This window comes from Synechococcus sp. JA-2-3B'a(2-13) (assembly GCF_000013225.1).
Taxonomy (GTDB): domain Bacteria; phylum Cyanobacteriota; class Cyanobacteriia; order Thermostichales; family Thermostichaceae; genus Thermostichus.
Genome location: NC_007776.1, coordinates 1,697,938 through 1,715,501, shown reverse-complemented (window position 1 = coordinate 1,715,501; position 17,564 = coordinate 1,697,938). Strand labels below are relative to the sequence as shown.

The following is a 17,564-nucleotide window of genomic DNA, read 5'->3' as shown; positions in this document are numbered from 1 at the left end:
AATCCTCCCCCTCGAGGGCGGGGAGTATGTCAAAATGCGGCAAGAACCCTCGAGTGGTCGCGATGATCCCACCGGATGGATCCCCCCTTGCTTCTGTTCCTGCCTGGCATAGCCTCACCCTCGCCGCTGCCATCCAGAAGTTGCAGACCGATCCCGATCGTGGCCTCACCACTCAGCAGGTGATCCAGAGGCAGCGGCAATATGGCCCCAATGAGCTGATCACCACTTCTGGCCGTAGCTCCTGGCAAGTCCTGCTGGATCAATTCCGCAACATCATGCTGCTGATGCTGATCGCCGTAGCGGCGATCTCAGCCACTTTGGACTTGCAAGAAGGCGAGTTTCCCAAAGATGCCCTGGCCATTTTGTTGATCGTTGGCCTTAACGGTGGCCTGGGCTATTTGCAAGAAAGTCGGGCGGAAAAAGCGCTGGCGGCCCTGAAAAAACTGGCCTCCCCTACTGTGCGGGTGGAGCGGGATGGCCTGTGGCAAGAAGTTCCAGCCAGCCAACTGGTGCCGGGGGATCGCGTGCTGCTGGAAGCCGGGGTACAGATCCCAGCCGATGGGCGCTTGGCCGAGGCCGTGAACCTGCAGGTGCGGGAAGCAGCTTTGACCGGAGAAGCCACCCCTGTAACCAAACAGGCAGATTGCGTACTCCCGCCGGACATCGAGCTGGGGGAACGGCGCAACATGGCCTTCATGGGCACCGAAGTGATTCAGGGGCGAGGGATCCTCTTGGTTACTGCCACCGGCATGAACACGGAGCTGGGCAAGGTGGCGAAGCTGCTACAAACGGTGGAAAACGAGCCCACTCCCCTGCAGCGGCGCATGAGCCAACTGGGCAATGTGCTGGTGTCGGGATCCCTGGCTTTGGTGGCCTTGGTGGTGGGGATAGGGCTGCTGCAAGCCGGGAGCATGGCCCCTTTCACCTCGCTTCTGGAAACCTCCTTGAGCATGGCCGTGGCCGTGGTACCAGAGGGGCTGCCCGCGGTTATCACTGTCACCCTGGCCATTGGCACCCAACGCATGGTGCGCCGCCATGCCCTCATCCGCCGCCTGCCGGCAGTGGAGACCCTGGGATCCGTGACCACCATCTGCTCCGACAAAACCGGCACCCTCACGGAAAACAAAATGGTGGTGACCGACATCGTTACCCCCGACCGCCATTACCACGTCAGCGGCAGCGGTTACATTCCCAAGGGATCCTTCTACTGCGGCGGCCAGCCCATAGATCCCGGGAGCGCCCCGGATCTGCAGGCCATCTTGCGGGCCGTGGTGTTCTGCAACGATGCCCTGTTGCAGGCCAGTCTCCAACCTGTTGCCGGGCGTAACCCTCGGTCTGCAGTTTCTTCCCCCCCTTCAACGCCCACCTGGTCCATCCTGGGGGATCCCACCGAGGCCGCCCTGCTGGTGGCAGCCGCCAAGGCCAACCTCCACAAAGGCTCTTTACAGGAGCGCTACCCACGGGTGCAGGAGCTCCCCTTCAGCTCGGAACGAAAACGCATGAGCGTGGTGATCCAAGAAAACGGCGGCTACTGCGTCTACACCAAGGGATCCCCAGAGCTGGTGCTAGAGCGGTGTGATCGCATCCAGAAAGGGGGCACTTGGCAGGAGCTGTCGGAAACCGATCGCCAAGCCATCCTCGGCACCAACAACCGCCTGGCCGCCCAAGGTATCCGGGTTCTGGGGGTAGCCACCCAGAGGCTAGAGCGGATCCCGGACAACGGGGAAGAGGTGGAGCACAACCTGGTTTGGCTGGGCTTGGTGGGGATGCACGATGCTCCGCGACCAGAGGCGCGAGAGGCCGTGGCCCGCTGCCGAGAAGCCGGGATCCGCACGTTGATGATTACCGGCGACCACCAACTGACAGCTGTTGCCATTGCCCGCCAGCTGGGCATTCTCGAGTCGGAGGATCAGGCGATTGACGGGCGTACCCTCTCCCGCTTGAGTTTCGAGGAGCTGCTGCAAACGGTACAAACCGTCAGGGTCTATGCCCGCGTCGCCCCCGAGCACAAGCTGCGCATTGTCCAGGCCTTGCAAAAGCAAAACGAGTTCGTGGCCATGACCGGGGATGGGGTCAACGACGCCCCTGCCCTGCGCCAAGCGGATATCGGCATTGCCATGGGCATCACGGGCACCGATGTGAGCAAAGAGGCCAGCGATATGGTGCTGCTGGACGACAACTTCGCCACCATCGTGGCAGCCATTGAAGAAGGGCGAGTGGTTTACAGCAACATCCGCCGCTTTGTGAAGTACATTTTGGGCAGCAACATCGGTGAGGTGCTGACAGTGGCTGCTGCCCCCATCCTGGGCTTGGGGGATGTGCCGCTGACGCCCCTACAGATCCTGTGGATGAACCTGGTGACCGATGGCCTGCCCGCTCTGGCCTTGGCTTTGGAACCGGCGGAGCCAGGGGTGATGCAGCGCCCCCCCTTCAACCCCAAAGAGAGCATCTTCGCCCAGGGGCTGGGAGCCTACATGGTGCGCATCGGCGTGGTTTTTGCCATCTCCACAATCCTCATGATGGCCATTGTGGAAGCCTACATCCCCCACTGGCGCACGATGGTCCTCACCACCCTGTGTATCGCCCAGATGGGCCATGCGCTGGCCGTGCGCTCCAACGAGAAGCTCACCATCGAGACCAACCCTTTTTCCAACCCCTACCTGCTGGGCGCGGTCCTGACCACTCTGCTCTTGCAATTGGCTCTGCTCTATGTGCCTTTCTTGCGCAGCTTCTTTGGCACAGAGGAGCTAACCCGCACTGAACTTTTGATCTGCTTGGGCTCTAGCACCGTGGTTATGGTCTGGGTGGAGTTGGAAAAACTCTATTGCCGCTGGCGCAAGGGATCCCGCTGAATCTTCACAATTATTTTTCACAATAAAGCATCTTCACAATAAAGAGTCTCTCTCCCTACTGCACCCAGAAACAAAGCTTTGAGCCAAGACTCATTTCCCCAAAAAGCCACTCTTGAGGAATCCTGCCCATTGCATAGAGGCCATTTCCGCAAGTTAGCTGAGCTTCCCCTTTTGACCTCCAAGATAAGCTGGAAAGACTTGCTGGGATACTGTGGAAAGGGGGCAGGAATCTCTGGGTTCTATGCACAGAGAGCTATGGGCGGTAGGGAAAACGGTGGGCCTGGTGGATCCCTCTGGCCTTGCCTTTTGGCTGCTGGGATCCCTCTTCTTGGCTCTCCTGCTGCTTGGCGTCAGCCTGGGGGAAAGTCAGCCGCTTTCTGTCTTCAGAGGGATCCTGGGATCCCTTTCTCGAAGATTTCCCTTCCAACCTCCTAGAGGCACCCCCAGCCCAGAGGCTCGTTTTCGGGCAGCCTTGGAAGCCAGCTTGGATGCTATTTACCTGCTGGAGGCGGTGCGGGATCCCGTTACCCGCGAGATCCGCGACTTTGTCTTTGTGGATGTCAACGCCAAGGGGGAAGAGCTCATTTCCCTCCAGCGCCGGCAGATCATCGGCCAGCGGCTGTGCGAGCTGCTGCCCATCAACCGCTGGGGGGGCTTTTTTGAGAAATACAAGCGAGTGGTGGAAACCGGCATTCCTCTGGAAGAGGAGTTCCCCATTTCGGGGCAGCCGGGCTTGAAGGCCAGTTGGATCCATCACCAAGTGGTGCCGGTGGGCGATGGGATCCTCATCACCAGCCGCGACATCAGCGAGCGGGTCAAGATGGAGCGGGCTCTACAGGAAAGCGAGTCTCGCTACCGCGCCCTCTACGAGGCCATTCCCGACTTGATTTTTGAGCTCAGCGCCGAGGGAGTCATTCTTCATTGCAAGCCTTCCCCTTACGTTCCCACCCGACATCCGCCTGAGTTTTACGTGGGTTGCCGCGCCCAAGACGTGTTTACTGGCTCGCTGAAAGAGCAGTATCCATCTCTGGCGGAGGGGGCCTTGGTCAGCCAGACGCCGCAGTACCTAGAGTACGAAGTTGAGATTGAGCCGGGGATCCGCTGCTATCGGAGAGCCTGCGTTGTCGCTCACGGGAGAGACAAAGTTTACATCCTGGTGCGAGATATCACCGAGCGGAAACAGGCGGAGTTGGCCCTTAGAGAAATGGAAGCCACCCAGCGGGCCATTCTCCAAGCCATCCCCGACCTTATTGTTCGCCTGAATCGCCAGGGCATCTGCCTGAGTTTTATTTCCGGCGGCGATGTCCATCTTGACTGCCCAGCAGAGCGCCACTTAGGTCGATCCCTCCAGGAGATTCTGCCGCCAGCGCTGGCCGAGCAGCGGCTTTTCTATGTTCAGCAAGCCCTGGCCACCCAAACCCAACAGCGCTACGAGTACAGCATTGAAGTTCAAGGGGAGGTACGCTACGAAGAGGCCCGCATTGTCCCTCTCAACAGCCAGGAAGTCCTGGCAATCGTGCGGGATATTACAGAAGCCAAGCAGGCGGAGCTGGCCTTGAAAGCCGCTGAACAAGTGCAGCGAGCCATTCTAGAAGCCATTCCCGACTTGATCTTCCGCCTGGATAGCCAGGGCATTTGCTTGAGCTTTGTCTGGGGGGGCGAGGTTGTTCCCTATAGCTCACCCGACACCTACGTGGGCCGATCCCTGCAGGAGCTTTTGCCACCGGAGTTGGCCGAGCGGCGGCTTTTCTTTGTTCAGCAGGCTATAGCTACCCAGACGCGGCAGCGCTACGACCAAAGCATTGAGATTCAAGGAGAGACCCGCCACGAAGAGGTGCGCATTGTGCCCCTCAACCCCCAAGAGGTGGTGGTGATCGTCCGCGATGTAACCGACAGGGTGCGATCCCAGCAGGCCGTCCAGGAAAGCGAGCAGAAGTTCCGGGCGCTGTTCGAGAATGCCGCTGTGGCCATCCTCATCCGCCATGCCGAGACCGGCGAGATCCTGGAGGCCAACTCCCAAGCCATTTCGGCCTATGGCTTCTCCAGCCTGGAGGAGCTGCGGGCCTTCGACGCTTCCGAGCAGTCTCCCTATCGCCGGGCTCTTCGGGGCGGGGAGTTCTCGCTGCAGTCCTACTTGGAGCAAGCCCGCCAGCAGGGATCCGCCCGCTTTGAGTGGCACTGGCAGCGGCAGGATGGCCGAGTTGTCTGGGAAGACGTGTTTGTGCAGCCCCTTGTCTTGCGCGGGATCCCGTGTTGGGTGTTTACCGCGGTGGACATCACTGCCCGCAAGTCGGCAGAAGCGGAGCTGGAGCAGTTTTTCTCGGTGGCTCTGGATTTGCTTTGCATTGCCGATGCCCAAGGGTACTTTCGCCGTCTCAACCGAGCCTGGGAGACCACCCTGGGCTATTCTTTGCAGGAGCTGCAGAGCCGACCCTTTTTGGAGTGGGTTCACCCGGAAGATGTCCCCGCCACGCAGGCGGCCATGCAGCAGCTTATCGAAGAGAAACGGCTGGATCACTTTGTCAACCGCTACCGCACCCAGGACGGCAGCTATCGTTTCATCGAGTGGCGAGCCTCTTTGGCCGGATCCCTGTTCTACGCCGCCGGACGGGATATCACCGTAGCCAAGCTGGCAGAAGAGCAGATGAAAGCAGCCAAGGAAGCTGCCGAAGCCGCCAGCCGCGCCAAGAGCGAGTTCCTGGCCACCATCAGCCACGAGATCCGCACCCCCATCAACGCCATTTTGGGGATGACCAGTCTACTCCTGGACACCTCCTTGGATCCGCAGCAGCAGGATTGGGTACAGACCATCCGCTATGGAGGCGAGGTGCTGCTGAACCTAATCAACGACATCCTCGATTTCTCCAAGATCGAGTCCCAAAAACTGGAACTGGAGGAAATACCCTTTTCCTTGCCGCAGTTGGTGGAAGAGCTGCTGGATTTGATGGCCGCCCAAGCCCAGAGCAAGGATCTGGAACTGGTGGCTTGGGTGGATCCCAGCCTGCCGCCAACCTTGATAGGGGATCCCAACCGGCTGCGCCAAATCCTGGCCAATCTGCTCAGCAACGCCATCAAGTTCACCCCCCAGGGAGAGGTGGTGGTGACCGTCGAGGCCGGGGAGAGGGATCCTGAAAAGCAATGGGTCAACGTTCAGGTGCGGGATACAGGCATTGGCATTCCCCCCGAAAAATTGGATCGCCTCTTCAAGCCCTTCAGCCAGGTGGATAGCTCCATCAGCCGCCAGTTTGGGGGCACCGGCCTGGGCTTGGCCATCAGCCAGCGTCTCTGCCAGCTCATGGGGGGAGCAATCGGGGTGGAAAGTCAGCCGGGCCAGGGATCCACTTTTCGCTTTCGCATCCCCCTAAAGAGGCCAGACCAGGAGCTGTTGCCAACCGCCGCACCGGATCCGTGCTTGGCCGGCAAGCGGGTTTTGCTGGTGGAAGATAACGCCAGCCAACGGCAGTTGCTATCCCGACTGCTGAGCGCTTGGGGCATGGAGGTAACCTGTTGCGCCTTGGCAGCAGAAGCCCAGGCTGCAGCTAGAACCCATTCTTTTGACCTAGCCCTGCTGGATGCCACTCTGCCAGGCCAGGATGGCCTAACCTTGGCGGCTAACCTGCGGAAAGCGCAACCCCGCCTGTTACCGCTAGTGCTGACGGGGCGCAACTTCATCTCCACAGCAGACCCTCTCCCCACTTTGGCCAAGCCGGTCAAAGCCTCCCAACTGCGGAAGCTGCTGCTGGGGCTGGTGGGAGAAAAAGCTCCTTCCTCCTTATCTTCCTCTCCCGCCGCTCCTCCCTCCATTTGGGACGCGACCCTGGCCAGCCGCTACCCACTGCAGATCCTGGTGGCAGAGGATAACCCGGTTAACCAGAAGGTGATTCGCCTCATGCTGGAGCGGTTGGGCTACCGGCCCGACATAGTCGGCAACGGTCTGGAAGCCGTCCAAGCTCTGCGCCTGCGACCCTACGATCTGGTGTTGATGGATATGCAAATGCCGGAGCTGGATGGTCTTGCGGCCACCCGTCGCATCCGCGCTGAACTGCCTCCTGAGCGCCAGCCTCGCATTGTTGTCCTCACGGCCAATGTGTTTTCGGAAGGCCGTGCTGCTGCCCAAGCTGCTGGGGTAGATGGCTATCTAACCAAACCCTTGGAGCCAGCCGCCCTAGTCCGGGTTCTTCAGGGATCCCTTCCCCTTCCCATCCCGGCCAGCCAAGAAGAGGATCCGCCCCTCGACCCCGTTATCCTCGCCCAGATGCGAGCAGTCTTCAGCTCTCCAGAAGCCTGGCAGGAGATGATCCAAACCTACCGGCAGGACAGCGAAGCTCTATTGGGATCCCTGCGGCAGGCCCTAGAGCAGCGGGATCCCCAAGCCATTGCTCGGTTGGCCCACCGCCTCAAGGGCAGCAGCAGCACCCTGGGCGCCAAACGTCTGGCCGAGCTGTGTCAGCAGTTGGAAAAGCTGGTTCATGCCGAGCCAGCCAGTTCTGTAAAATGGGATACTATAGAGCAAGCCGTGCAGAAGCTGGAGGTGGCATATCGGCAAGTTACCCTCAGTCTCTCCTCCTGAGTGCAGAGCCTTTCTCCCTCCCCTCTCAATGCCTATGCTGAGGCCTAATCCCCATCCTCCAGCCGGCTCGTCGCCGGTAGGCCCTCTTCCCGGGGCACAGCCGGGATCCCCCTCGCCTGAAAAGAAGCCGTTGGTGTTGGTGGTGGACGATGAGCGCAGCCAGCGGCTCTTGGTTTGCTACGCCCTTGAGCGAGAAGGCTACCAAGTCCTGGAAGCCAGCAGCGGCGAGGCTTGCTTGCAGCTAGCCGCTCAACACCCAGTGGATATGGTGTTGCTGGATGCGGTCATGCCAGATTTGGATGGGTTTGAGTGCTGTCGCCGCCTCCATGCTCAAAACTCGGATCTGCCCATTCTCATCGTCACGGCGCTGGAAGATGAGTCCTGCGTGGATGAAGCCTTTGCTGCCGGGGCCAGCGATTACATTTCCAAACCCATTCGTTGGGCGGTTTTGAAGCGGCGTATCCGTCACCTGATCCAGGCCAGCCAAGCCCAACGCCACCTGCGGGAACTCAACCAAGCCCTAGAAGCCAAAGTGCAGGAACGTACCGCCCAGTTGGCCTGCCAGGTACAGGACTTGCAGCAGCTCAGCCGCCTTAAGGATAGCTTTCTGGCCAGCGTTTCCCACGAGCTGCGCACTCCCCTCACCAAGATCAAGCTGGCCCTGGAGCTATTGGGCCGCTCCCCTCTAGACGAGAAGCAGCGCCAATACCACCGCATTGCCCTGGAAGAATGTCAAGCTGAAATCGAGCTAATCAACAGATTGCTGGATCTGCAGGGCCTGGAAGCCAAGGAGTTGGGCTCTGCGGCTGCCGCCATCGATCTCCACAGCCTTTGCACAAGCCTGCTCGACGGGGTGCGAGAACGGGCTCAAGCCCGGCAACTGAAGCTGGAGATGGCAGAGCTGACCTCATTCCCGGCAGTGCTCTACAGCTACCCGCAGCGGCTAACCCTGATCCTGAAGGAACTGCTGGAAAATGCCTGCAAGTTTACCCAGCCGGGCGGAACCCTCCGCTTGGAGGTGCAAGCCTTTCCCGGTGGGGTTGAGCTAAGGATTGGCAACACCGCCCAAATTGAGCCTGACCACCTGCCCCACCTTTTCGAGCGCTTTTACCGGGTGCCTTCTGAGGATCCCTGGGCGCAGCCGGGCAGCGGCCTTGGACTGGCCTTGGTGAAGCAGTGGGTGGAGTATCTGCAGGGCCAAGTCCGGGTCACCAGCCAGAAGGGATGGACTTGGTTTGTCCTTTGGCTGCCCAGCCTAGAGCCCTCCAACCGTTGACGCCCAAAGGCGGGTGGGAGGCAGCGATTGAGACTTTAGTGACCAACGACAGCAGCAGTCTCAGCAGTGGCAAAGGAGGTGCCACACCCACAGCTAGCTATTGCATTGGGGTTCCTGAAGCGGAAACCGCCCCCCAGCAGATCCTCGGAAAAGTCGACGGTGGTGCCGCTGATCAAGGTCATACTCAAGGGATCCACTGCCACCTGGATATCCCCAAAGTCGAAGGTATGATCGTCAGGGTTGGCCTGAGACTCGAAGTTCATTACGTAAGAGAGGCCAGAGCAGCCGCTTGGCTTGACCCCTAGACGCAGGATGGGCTGGGATCCCTCTTTTTCGTACTTGCTGCGCAGGCGCTTCAACTCTTGGATGGCGCTATCGGTCAGGGTGATCATGACGAGAAGGCTCAAGGGTACGTTCTACTCCCCATCCTATCAAGGGTTTTTTCTCGGCCAGCGAGAGCAATTGGTAAGCTAGGGATCCCAATCCTTGAGGTTTTGCCCCTGTGACAGATCCCAACGCCATTCGGATCACCTTTTTGGGCACCAGCTCCGGCATGCCCACCCGCCAGCGCAATGTCTCTGGGGTGGCGGTGCAGTTTCCCCAGCGGTCGGAATGGTGGCTGTTCGATTGTGGCGAGGGCACCCAGCACCAGTTGCTGCGCCTAGACGAGCTGCGCCCCAGCCAGTTGCGCCGCATTTTCATCACCCACATGCACGGGGATCACATCTACGGCCTGCCGGGGCTGTTGGCCTCCTGTGGCTTGGGCAGCACCCCTGAGCACATCGATATCTACGGCCCACCAGGTCTGGAAGAGTACCTGAAGGCCGTGTTGCGCTACAGCGAGACCCGGATCCCCTACGGCTTCCGCGTTCACACCGTCGAAACCGGTCTCATCCTGCAAGAGCCGGAATACTCCGTCTTCTGCGCGCCCTTGGATCACCGGGTGCCCGCCTTCGGCTACCGCGTGGTGGAACAGGATCGGCCAGGCAGCTTTAATGTGGCCAAAGCCCAGGCCGATGGGATCCCCTTTGGCCCTCTGTATGGGCAGCTCAAGGCCGGCCAATCCATCATCTGGCAGGGCCGCTGCTTTCACGGACGGGATTATGTCGGGGATCCCATTCCGGGCCGCAAATTCTCCTACTGCACCGACACGATTTTCTGCCGCAATGCTGTTGATCTCTCCCGGGCTGCGGATCTGGTCATCCACGAGGCTACCTACGCTCAGGCTGACTTGGAGCTGGCCCGCCGCTCTAAGCATTCCACCGCCGCCATGGCCGCCCAAGTGGCCGCCGAAGCCAAGGCCCAAGCTTTGATCCTCACCCACTTCAGCCCCCGCTACACCCCAGAGGCCCCCATTACCTTGGAAGACCTGCTGGCAGAAGCTCAGGCCATTTTTCCCAATACCCTGCTGGCCCGCGATCGGCTGACCTACGAGATCCCCCGTCGCAGCCCGTCCCCTCTGCCGGTGGGTGTGGGCTTGCCTCGCTAGAATGGTAGAACTGACTGTCTCAACCGGCAATGACGGATCCCAGACCTTACCCCGAACGTCCCCCATTTCCAGAGCGGCCCAAAACCGAACAACTGGATCAAACTGCCAACGAATGGCGAGCCTTCAGCGCTTTGCCTCCTGCCACCTCTCTGCCCCCGGTTCAAGCCGAGCGGCCAGTCCCGCAAACGGCTGCTGAGGGAGAACCCCTGCCGAAATTGGCTCCCTGGAGTAAACGGATAGGGGCCTTTGCCCTCGACTTTGGGCTGGGGCTGGGGATCTCCTACCTAGCCCAAGGCTTGGCTGCTCTGGTAGGGGCCAATGCAAGCGCCGTGGACATGGTCGGCTATATCGCCTTCTTCGCTACCTGGCTGGTGAACCGCGGCTATTTCCAATCCCGCCCTGAGGGCCAAAGCCTCGGCAAATGGCTGCTGAACATCAAAACCCTGGATCCCGAGACCGAAGCCTCGCCGCACCTGGTTCGCTCTCTGGCTCGAGAGGGAGTGCTCTCCCTCTTTGTGCTCACGGAGGCCCTGCTGGTGCCTCTGGCTGCGGATGGGCTGTTTGCCGTCTTCGACAAGGAAAAACGCCAAACCATTCACGACCGCGCCGGACGTACCCTAGTGGTGGAAGCGGAGCGGGGCTACCACCTGGATGAAAAAGTCTTGCGGTTTTTGCAGGACATCCTAGAGGGGGACGCTGCTGACGACGTCAAATCGGCTGCTCGCGACCTGCTGCGCCAAGCCCAGCGCAATGACACCGTGCGGGATCTGTCCAAGCAGTTGCAGCGCCTGAGCAAAGATGTGGATCGCAACGCCCGTAGCCTACGGCAACAAACGGGCAAGCAAGTGAAAACTTGGGTTGATTCCGTCAAGGAAAAGTTAGATAATTGGTGATCGCGCTTATCGAGGTAAACCCCCATCTCCAGCCTCAGGATCTGGGATTGCAGTTTCCTCATTGCCGTTTACCTTCGTCTTGGGATCCGTCATGGCCAAAGCAAAGGGTGCCCGCATCATCATTACTCTGGAGTGTACGGAGTGCCGCACCAACGTCAACAAGCGCTCTCCAGGCGTGAACCGCTACACCACCACCAAAAACCGCCGCAACACAACAGCCCGCTTAGAGCTGAAGAAATTCTGCCCCCACTGCAACCGCCACACCGTCCACAAAGAGATTAAGTAGTTCAAGCCGTTTCGCCGTTCTCCTGACCTATGGTTTACGCTCGCCGCCGCCTGTCTCCCATCAAGCCGGGAGAACCCATTAGGTACACCGATGTGGAGCTGCTCAAGAAATTTGTGACCGAGCGAGGCAAGATCTTGCCCCGCCGCATCACCGGCCTGACCGCCAAACAGCAGCGGGAGCTCACTGCCGCGATCAAAAGAGCGCGCATCATGGGTCTTCTTTACTTTGTCAACAAAGAGGGATAGCTTTCTCCGGATCCCGATGGGCCTGCAGCTTTCGCCGGAACTCCAAGCCCGCTTGTCCCAGCCCCTCAATATCGGCGGGGTAAAAGTTTTGAGCCGCGTTTTTCAGGCGCCACTGTCAGGGGTAACCGACCAGGTCTTTCGAGGGCTGGTACGCCGTTTTGCCCCCCACAGCTTGGTCTACACGGAAATGGTCAGTGCGACCGGCTTGCACTATGCCCGCCAGTTGCCCCGCATCATGGAGGTCGGCGAGGGAGAGCAGCCTATTGGCATCCAACTGTTTGATTGTCGGCCCGACTTTCTGGCGGAAGCAGCCCGCATGGCTGTGGACGAAGGGGCGACCTTGGTGGACATCAACATGGGCTGCCCGGTGAACAAGATTACCAAAAACGGCGGCGGCTCTTCTCTGCTTCGCGATCCCGACACGGCAGCGCGAATTGTGGAGGCGGTGGCCAACGCAGTGGAGGTGCCCGTAACCGTGAAAACGCGCCTGGGCTGGTCGGATCAGGAGATCAACATTTTGGATTTTGCCCACCGTCTGCAGGAGGCAGGGGCGCAACTGCTCACCCTGCATGCCCGGACACGCGCCCAAGGCTTCAACGGCAAAGCCCGCTGGGACTGGATCCGCCGCGTCAAACAGCACCTGCGCATTCCCGTCATCGCCAATGGGGACATTTTCTCGACAGCCGCAGCGGTGAAGTGTCTGGAGGAAACCGGAGCCGATGGGGTGATGTGCTCCCGTGGCACCATGGGCTATCCCTTTCTGGTGGGGGAAATCGATCACTTCCTGAAAACCGGTCAAGAAAGACCGGCCCCCACTCCCCTGGAGCGGATTCAAATGGCCTTAGAGCATCTGCGCGGTCTCTGGGAGTACAAGGGAGAACGTGGCATCCGTCAGGCCCGCAAGCACATGACTTGGTACATCAAAGACTTTGCCGGAGCCTCTCAATTCCGTGCTCTCCTCTGTCGCATTGAGACGGTGCAGGAAGGGGAAGCCCTGCTTCTTCAAGCCATGGAGCGCTGCCAAGAAGCCACACTTCGACCGGAAGAGGCCATTAAAACCACCGAGGAGGTCGACCTTCTCCCTGAAGCCGGTTGGGCGTAGCTCCAAGGATCCCCACAATTGGAAATTGCTTGGAAATCGCCGCACGTCTGCCTTGGCTGTAGCCTGTGGCCCCGAAAAAGGCTATTGCGCCTGCTGCTGGGACAGGGCTGCCACCAACTTTTCTCCCATTTCCTGGCAACCCACTAAAGTCATTCCCTCAGAGTAGAGGTCTGGGGTGCGGTACCCTTGCGCCAAAACGGCTTCTACCGCCTGTTCGATGCGGTCGGCAGCTTGCGGCTGATCCAGGGAGTAGCGGAGCATCAGGGCGCCGGAGAGCACCTGGGCAATGGGGTTGGCTTTGTCTTGTCCGGCAATGTCGGGAGCCGACCCATGTACCGGCTCGTATAGGCCGGGGCCAGAGGATCCCAGAGAGGCAGAGGGCAGCATACCAATAGAGCCGGTCAGCATGGCCGCTTCATCGGAGAGGATATCGCCGAAGAGATTGCCCGTGAGGATGACGTCGAACTGCTTGGGCCAGCGCACCAACTGCATGGCGGCATTGTCGATGTACAGGTGGGAAAGTTCCACCTCCGGGTACTCAGCCGCAATGGCATTGACCCGCTCCCGCCACAGTTGCGACACCTCGAGAACGTTGGCTTTGTCCACCGAGCAGAGCTTGCGCCGGCGTTTGCGGGCCAGCTCAAAGGCAACTCGGGCAATCCGATCCACCTCAGCTTCGCTATAGACCATGGTGTTCACGCCGCGCCGAGATCCCTGGGCATCCGTGAAGATTCCCTTGGGCTGGCCGAAGTAAATGCCCCCCGTCAGCTCCCGCACTACCACCAGGTCGATCCCCGCGATCACCTCCGGCTTCAGGGAGGAGGCCCCCACCAGTTGAGGGAAGACCTTCACCGGGCGCAAGTTGGCAAACAGCCCCAGCCCCGCCCTCAAGCCCAACAAGGCCCGCTCCGGGCGTTTCTCAGGAGGCAGAGCGTCATACTTGAAGTCGCCGACAGCAGCCAGATAAACGGCATCGCTCTCTTGAGCCATTTTCAGGGTTTCTGCCGGCAAGGGATCCCCGGTCTGGTCGTAGGCGGCCCCGCCGATCAGGCCCTCTTGCCACTGAAGAGCAAATCCCATCTGCCGGGCAACTGCATCCAAAACGGCTCGTCCCACCCGCATGATTTCGGGGCCGATGCCATCTCCGGCAAGGGCTGTGATCCGATAGGTTCGAGCAGTTGAAGAAGAAGTGCTCATGAGCGGTCAAGCTGAAGATGAGGGCGTAGAGATACTACCATTTCGGCGGACTTGCCCATCCCTTGGCACACAGGTTTGCAGACAACTTCTCCAAAAAGCTCTCCAAAAGAGAAAGTGCAGCCCGGCCACCGACCTGCTGCACTCTGATGGTGATTCTAATGGTGATGATGACGATCAACCCATCAAGCGGGAGTCCCAGATGTTCTTTTAGAACAAGCCCAAGGTGACCCACTTATCCAAGGGCAAGGTGGCACCTATGCCCAGGTAGAGGGTGACCAAGGTGCCGATCAGGAACACCGTTGTCGCCACTGGGCGGCGCAAGGGGTTTTGGAACTTGTTGACGTTTTCGATGAAGGGCACAAACAAGAGACCCACAGGAATGGCAGACATCAGAGCAATTCCCAACAGCTTGTTGGGAGCAATCCGCAGGATGTGGAAGGCGGGGTAGAGATACCATTCCGGCAGAATTTCCAGAGGCGTAGCAAAGGGATCCGCCGGCTCCCCTACACCTGCCGGATCCATGACTGACAGGCCAACGATCACTCCAATAGTGCCCAGGATCACCACCGGAAACATAAAGAGCAAATCGTTGGGCCAAGCGGGCTCACCATAGGTCATGTGGCCCATGTTTTTCTTCAGCTTGGCTACAACTTTGGGGTTGTCTAGATCAACCTTGCGGGTAATGGCCTCGGTCGCTATCACCTGTTTTGAGACGGCCATGGGAGTTCTCCTTATCTAGGGACAAAAGTTCTGAAAAAGTGGCAGGTAAAGATCCCAGTTACCAGGAAAGTCAAAGGCGTCTGGGAGTCAAACCTTTCTCACAAAGGCCCAGAAATGCCTTGGCGGCGGATCATCAAAAAGTGCATGGTCATAAAGACCGCGGTCAGCCAGGGTAGCACGAAAGTGTGCAAGCTGTAGAAGCGAGTCAGGGTAGCTTGACCAACCGCTTCGCCACCCCGGATCAGTTGCACCAACAAGTCGCCCACCACCGGAATGGCACTGGGCACACCGGAGACGATCTTGACTGCCCAGTAGCCCACCTGATCCCAGGGCAGGGAGTAGCCGGTAACGCCAAAGGAGACGGTCAGCACCGCCAAGATCACGCCGGTTACCCAGGTCAGCTCACGGGGCTTTTTGAATCCCCCTGTCAGATAGACCCGGAAGGTGTGTAGGATCATCATCAGCACCATCATGGAGGCGCTCCAACGGTGGATGGAGCGCAACAGCCAGCCGAAGTTCACCTGGGTCATGATGTAGTTCACCGATTCAAAGGCCTCAGCCACCGTCGGACGATAGTAAAACGTCATGGCGAAGCCGGTGGCAAACTGAATTAAGAAGCACACCAGCGTCACCCCGCCGAGGCAGTAGAAGATGTTAACGTGAGGCGGAATGAATTTCCCTGTTGCGTCGTCGACGAAAGGCGTAATCTCCAGCCGCTCGTCCAACCAGTCGTAAACTTTGCTCATAATGCCTGCAATTCTTGAAATTGGATCTCGAGGGCGGGGCAAGCCCACTCTACTCAGCAATGTAACACAATCTTTTAACACCATCCTGGCGTCGGGCTCAGCTTGGGGACGAAGATCTCGATCCCAGGAGGCCAGGCAAGTTTTCGATATTGCGTTTTGTTCATGTTTCTTAATGTTTTTTGGGATCGATGGTTGTGCAGAAGCCGAGATACACAGGGATCCGCTGGAGAGGGTGGGGGATCCGCATTGTCTTGCTTGGGTGTTTGCTCTGGGCGAGTTTGGGCATTGGCGCCTGTCCAGGGCAGGCCAGCCGCTGGGGAGAAGAGCAGCAACTGCTGGCGCAGGCTTGGGCCTATGTGGATCGGGCCTATGTGGATCCGGGGTTTAACGGGCAAAACTGGTGGCAGGTGCGGCAACGGTTTCTCTCCCGGCCCCTGAAGGAGCGCAAGCAGACTTACCAGGCCATCGAGGAGATGTTGGCCACTCTGGGGGATCCCTTTACCCGCTTTCTGGACAGAGAGCACTACCTCAGCCTGCAGACCTCTACAGCCGGCGAGCTGAGTGGTGTCGGCTTGCAGATTGCTATCGACGAGCAAGGCGCTGTGCGGGTGATTGCCCCCATGGAGGGCACTCCTGCCGAGCAGGCCGGGATCCAACCTCAGGATGAGATTTTGGCGGTGGATCGGGTGCCGGTGGCGGGGTTGAGTCTGGACGAAGTGGCCGAGCGGATGCGGGGGCGCAGTGGCACGCCGGTTACCTTGAAGCTGAAGCGGCAGGATCGCATTTGGGAGGTGGAGCTGGTACGCCAATCGATCACCATCAACCCCGTGCGCACCCGTTTTTTTGAGCTGCCTCAGGGATCGGTGGCCTACATTCGCCTCAGCCAGTTCAACGGCAATGCTGCCGCTCAAGTCCGCCAAGCCATTCGGGCCGCAGAAGCTCAAGGGGTGCGGGGCTACATTCTCGATTTGCGCAACAATCCGGGGGGACTCTTGCAGGCGGCTATCGAGATCGCTCGCTTCTGGATCCCCAAGGGTGACATTGTGCTGGTGACGGATCGCCACGGCATTCAAGACAGCATTCCCGCCACCGGCGAGGTGCTCACAGAGGCGCCGCTGGTGGTCTTGGTAAATCAGGGCAGCGCCAGTGCCAGTGAAGTGTTGGCCGGGGCACTTCAGGATAGTGGGCGAGCTCAACTGGTGGGAACGCGCACCTTTGGCAAGGGTCTGATTCAATCCCTGCTGGAGCTGGCGGATGGATCGGGGCTGGCGGTGACCACGGCCAAGTACCTCACCCCCAGCGGCCACGACATTCATCGCCAGGGGATCCAGCCCGATGTGGTGGTGGCGGAGGGATCCGTTCCTCTGACGGCAGAAACCTTGGCCGGGCCGGAGGACATCCAGCTGCAGCGAGCCTTGGAGTTGTTGGGGCAGACCCAAGGGATCCCGGTGGCCAAAAGCGGGTGAGGGAGGAGATCCCGCTCCAGACCCAGATCTCAATCGTTGGCATTAGGATTTGGATTCCTGTTTGTTTTCAATTCGTTTTAGGATCAGAGGCAGGGTTTTCTGGGCCACTTCTCGGCTCCAGCGCCGGCTTCTGACTCTGTCCGCTCCCGCCCGCATGAACGCCATCCAGCAATTTCACCACTTTTTCAACTGCTGCATTGGGGCTTGGCGCACAGAGCGCACCTACCATTACCTAGACCGTGGCGAGGTGGAGCGCTCCCGCACCGAGTTCACCATTCGCACTCTCACCCCTGAGCTCAAGCACAAGGTGCTCGCCGACAACAACTACCCCAACCACAACGTGGATGGTTTTTTGGGCTTTCACTTGGCTTTTGAGACCGTTTCCGAAACGGGGGAGGAGGCCGGGCAAGAGCTGAACATGCTGTTCGTCCCTCGGCAGGAAACCCCCCTGGGGCTGCAGGGAGACTACCTGCGGGATCGGGCCTACGAGGAAGATCGCCCGATGGTGGCGGCTTTCCGGTTTGATCCCGGATCCCTGCAACTGGTGATGACCACCACCTACACTCGTGTGGTTGCTGTAGATACCATCACTCTACTGAATCCGCGCCTGCGCCTGCGGCAGATCCTTACCTACCAACGTCCCCCTCAGGGTCAGCCTTTGCAGGAGCTGTTGCTGGTGGGGTTTGGGGTAGAACAGAAGCTGACCTAGCCTGCGGATCCTG

14 protein-coding genes are annotated in these 17,564 nt (G+C 59.5%); 10 read left to right on the top strand and 4 right to left on the bottom strand.

Features of this window, described 5'->3' with window-relative positions:
• The first annotated feature begins 62 nt into the window (after positions 1–62).
• The 3 genes from CYB_RS07805 (at position 63) to CYB_RS07795 (ending at position 8,698) form a co-directional block, all read left to right on the top strand.
• A complete protein-coding gene (locus CYB_RS07805; protein WP_011433247.1) occupies positions 63–2,852 on the top strand; it encodes a cation-translocating P-type ATPase in 2,790 nt (929 codons plus the stop codon).
• 241 nt (positions 2,853–3,093) lie between these two features.
• Positions 3,094–7,422 (top strand): PAS domain-containing hybrid sensor histidine kinase/response regulator, encoded by a 4,329-nt coding sequence (locus CYB_RS14095; protein WP_011433246.1) that lies wholly within the window; start codon positions 3,094–3,096, stop codon positions 7,420–7,422.
• 34 nt (positions 7,423–7,456) lie between these two features.
• Positions 7,457–8,698 (top strand): hybrid sensor histidine kinase/response regulator, encoded by a 1,242-nt coding sequence (locus tag CYB_RS07795; RefSeq protein WP_011433245.1) that lies wholly within the window; start codon positions 7,457–7,459, stop codon positions 8,696–8,698.
• Between the two features lie 35 nt (positions 8,699–8,733).
• Here CYB_RS07795 and CYB_RS07790 read toward each other — a convergent pair whose 3' ends face one another.
• On the bottom strand, positions 8,734–9,105 hold the full coding sequence (locus CYB_RS07790) for a HesB/IscA family protein (RefSeq protein WP_238376723.1): 372 nt from the start codon (positions 9,103–9,105) through the stop codon (positions 8,734–8,736).
• Between the two features lie 113 nt (positions 9,106–9,218).
• Between CYB_RS07790 and CYB_RS07785 the strand changes: the two genes are divergently transcribed.
• The 5 genes from CYB_RS07785 to dusB all read left to right on the top strand — a co-directional run bounded on the left by CYB_RS07785 (position 9,219) and on the right by dusB (position 12,713).
• On the top strand, positions 9,219–10,187 hold the full coding sequence (locus CYB_RS07785) for a ribonuclease Z (RefSeq protein WP_041437346.1): 969 nt from the start codon (positions 9,219–9,221) through the stop codon (positions 10,185–10,187).
• Positions 10,188–10,216: 29 nt separating this feature from the next.
• Complete coding sequence (locus CYB_RS07780; RefSeq protein ID WP_238376722.1) at positions 10,217–11,080, top strand: RDD family protein; 864 nt, start codon at positions 10,217–10,219, stop codon at positions 11,078–11,080.
• 91 nt (positions 11,081–11,171) lie between these two features.
• Complete coding sequence (gene rpmG, locus CYB_RS07775) at positions 11,172–11,366, top strand: 50S ribosomal protein L33 (RefSeq protein WP_011433240.1); 195 nt, start codon at positions 11,172–11,174, stop codon at positions 11,364–11,366.
• Between the two features lie 29 nt (positions 11,367–11,395).
• On the top strand, positions 11,396–11,611 hold the full coding sequence (gene rpsR, locus CYB_RS07770; RefSeq protein ID WP_011433239.1) for a 30S ribosomal protein S18: 216 nt from the start codon (positions 11,396–11,398) through the stop codon (positions 11,609–11,611).
• A gap of 16 nt (positions 11,612–11,627) precedes the next feature.
• Positions 11,628–12,713, top strand: coding sequence for a tRNA dihydrouridine synthase DusB (gene dusB / locus CYB_RS07765; RefSeq protein ID WP_011433238.1), 1,086 nt, complete (start codon positions 11,628–11,630; stop codon positions 12,711–12,713).
• Positions 12,714–12,794: 81 nt separating this feature from the next.
• On the opposite strand, the gene leuB is transcribed toward dusB, so the two are convergent.
• From leuB to petB, 3 genes are all read right to left on the bottom strand, one after another.
• On the bottom strand, positions 12,795–13,910 hold the full coding sequence (gene leuB, locus CYB_RS07760) for a 3-isopropylmalate dehydrogenase (protein ID WP_011433237.1): 1,116 nt from the start codon (positions 13,908–13,910) through the stop codon (positions 12,795–12,797).
• A gap of 207 nt (positions 13,911–14,117) precedes the next feature.
• Positions 14,118–14,630, bottom strand: a complete 513-nt coding sequence (gene petD / locus CYB_RS07750) for a cytochrome b6-f complex subunit IV (RefSeq protein WP_011433236.1) — start codon at positions 14,628–14,630, stop codon at positions 14,118–14,120.
• 98 nt (positions 14,631–14,728) lie between these two features.
• Complete coding sequence (gene petB / locus CYB_RS07745) at positions 14,729–15,376, bottom strand: cytochrome b6 (RefSeq protein WP_041436518.1); 648 nt, start codon at positions 15,374–15,376, stop codon at positions 14,729–14,731.
• A 188-nt stretch (positions 15,377–15,564) separates the two neighbouring features.
• On the opposite strand from petB, the gene CYB_RS07740 reads away from it, so the two are divergent.
• The gene (locus tag CYB_RS07740; RefSeq protein ID WP_011433234.1) at positions 15,565–16,842 is read left to right on the top strand and encodes a S41 family peptidase; all 1,278 of its coding nucleotides are present in this window, start codon (positions 15,565–15,567) and stop codon (positions 16,840–16,842) included.
• Positions 16,843–16,996: 154 nt separating this feature from the next.
• Positions 16,997–17,551 (top strand): phycobiliprotein lyase, encoded by a 555-nt coding sequence (locus CYB_RS07735; RefSeq protein WP_011433232.1) that lies wholly within the window; start codon positions 16,997–16,999, stop codon positions 17,549–17,551.
• Positions 17,552–17,564: the final 13 nt, after the last annotated feature.

Coding starts and splice junctions, on each gene's coding strand:
- CYB_RS07805 (WP_011433247.1), top strand. CDS start 63: ATGATCCCACCGGATGGATCCCCCCTTGCTTCTGTTCCTGCCTGGCAT.
- CYB_RS14095 (WP_011433246.1), top strand. CDS start 3,094: ATGCACAGAGAGCTATGGGCGGTAGGGAAAACGGTGGGCCTGGTGGAT.
- CYB_RS07795 (WP_011433245.1), top strand. CDS start 7,457: ATGCTGAGGCCTAATCCCCATCCTCCAGCCGGCTCGTCGCCGGTAGGC.
- CYB_RS07780 (WP_238376722.1), top strand. CDS start 10,217: ATGACGGATCCCAGACCTTACCCCGAACGTCCCCCATTTCCAGAGCGG.
- rpmG (WP_011433240.1), top strand. CDS start 11,172: ATGGCCAAAGCAAAGGGTGCCCGCATCATCATTACTCTGGAGTGTACG.
- rpsR (WP_011433239.1), top strand. CDS start 11,396: ATGGTTTACGCTCGCCGCCGCCTGTCTCCCATCAAGCCGGGAGAACCC.
- dusB (WP_011433238.1), top strand. CDS start 11,628: ATGGGCCTGCAGCTTTCGCCGGAACTCCAAGCCCGCTTGTCCCAGCCC.
- leuB (WP_011433237.1), bottom strand. CDS start 13,910: ATGAGCACTTCTTCTTCAACTGCTCGAACCTATCGGATCACAGCCCTT.
- petD (WP_011433236.1), bottom strand. CDS start 14,630: ATGGCCGTCTCAAAACAGGTGATAGCGACCGAGGCCATTACCCGCAAG.
- petB (WP_041436518.1), bottom strand. CDS start 15,376: ATGAGCAAAGTTTACGACTGGTTGGACGAGCGGCTGGAGATTACGCCT.
- CYB_RS07740 (WP_011433234.1), top strand. CDS start 15,565: ATGGTTGTGCAGAAGCCGAGATACACAGGGATCCGCTGGAGAGGGTGG.
- CYB_RS07735 (WP_011433232.1), top strand. CDS start 16,997: ATGAACGCCATCCAGCAATTTCACCACTTTTTCAACTGCTGCATTGGG.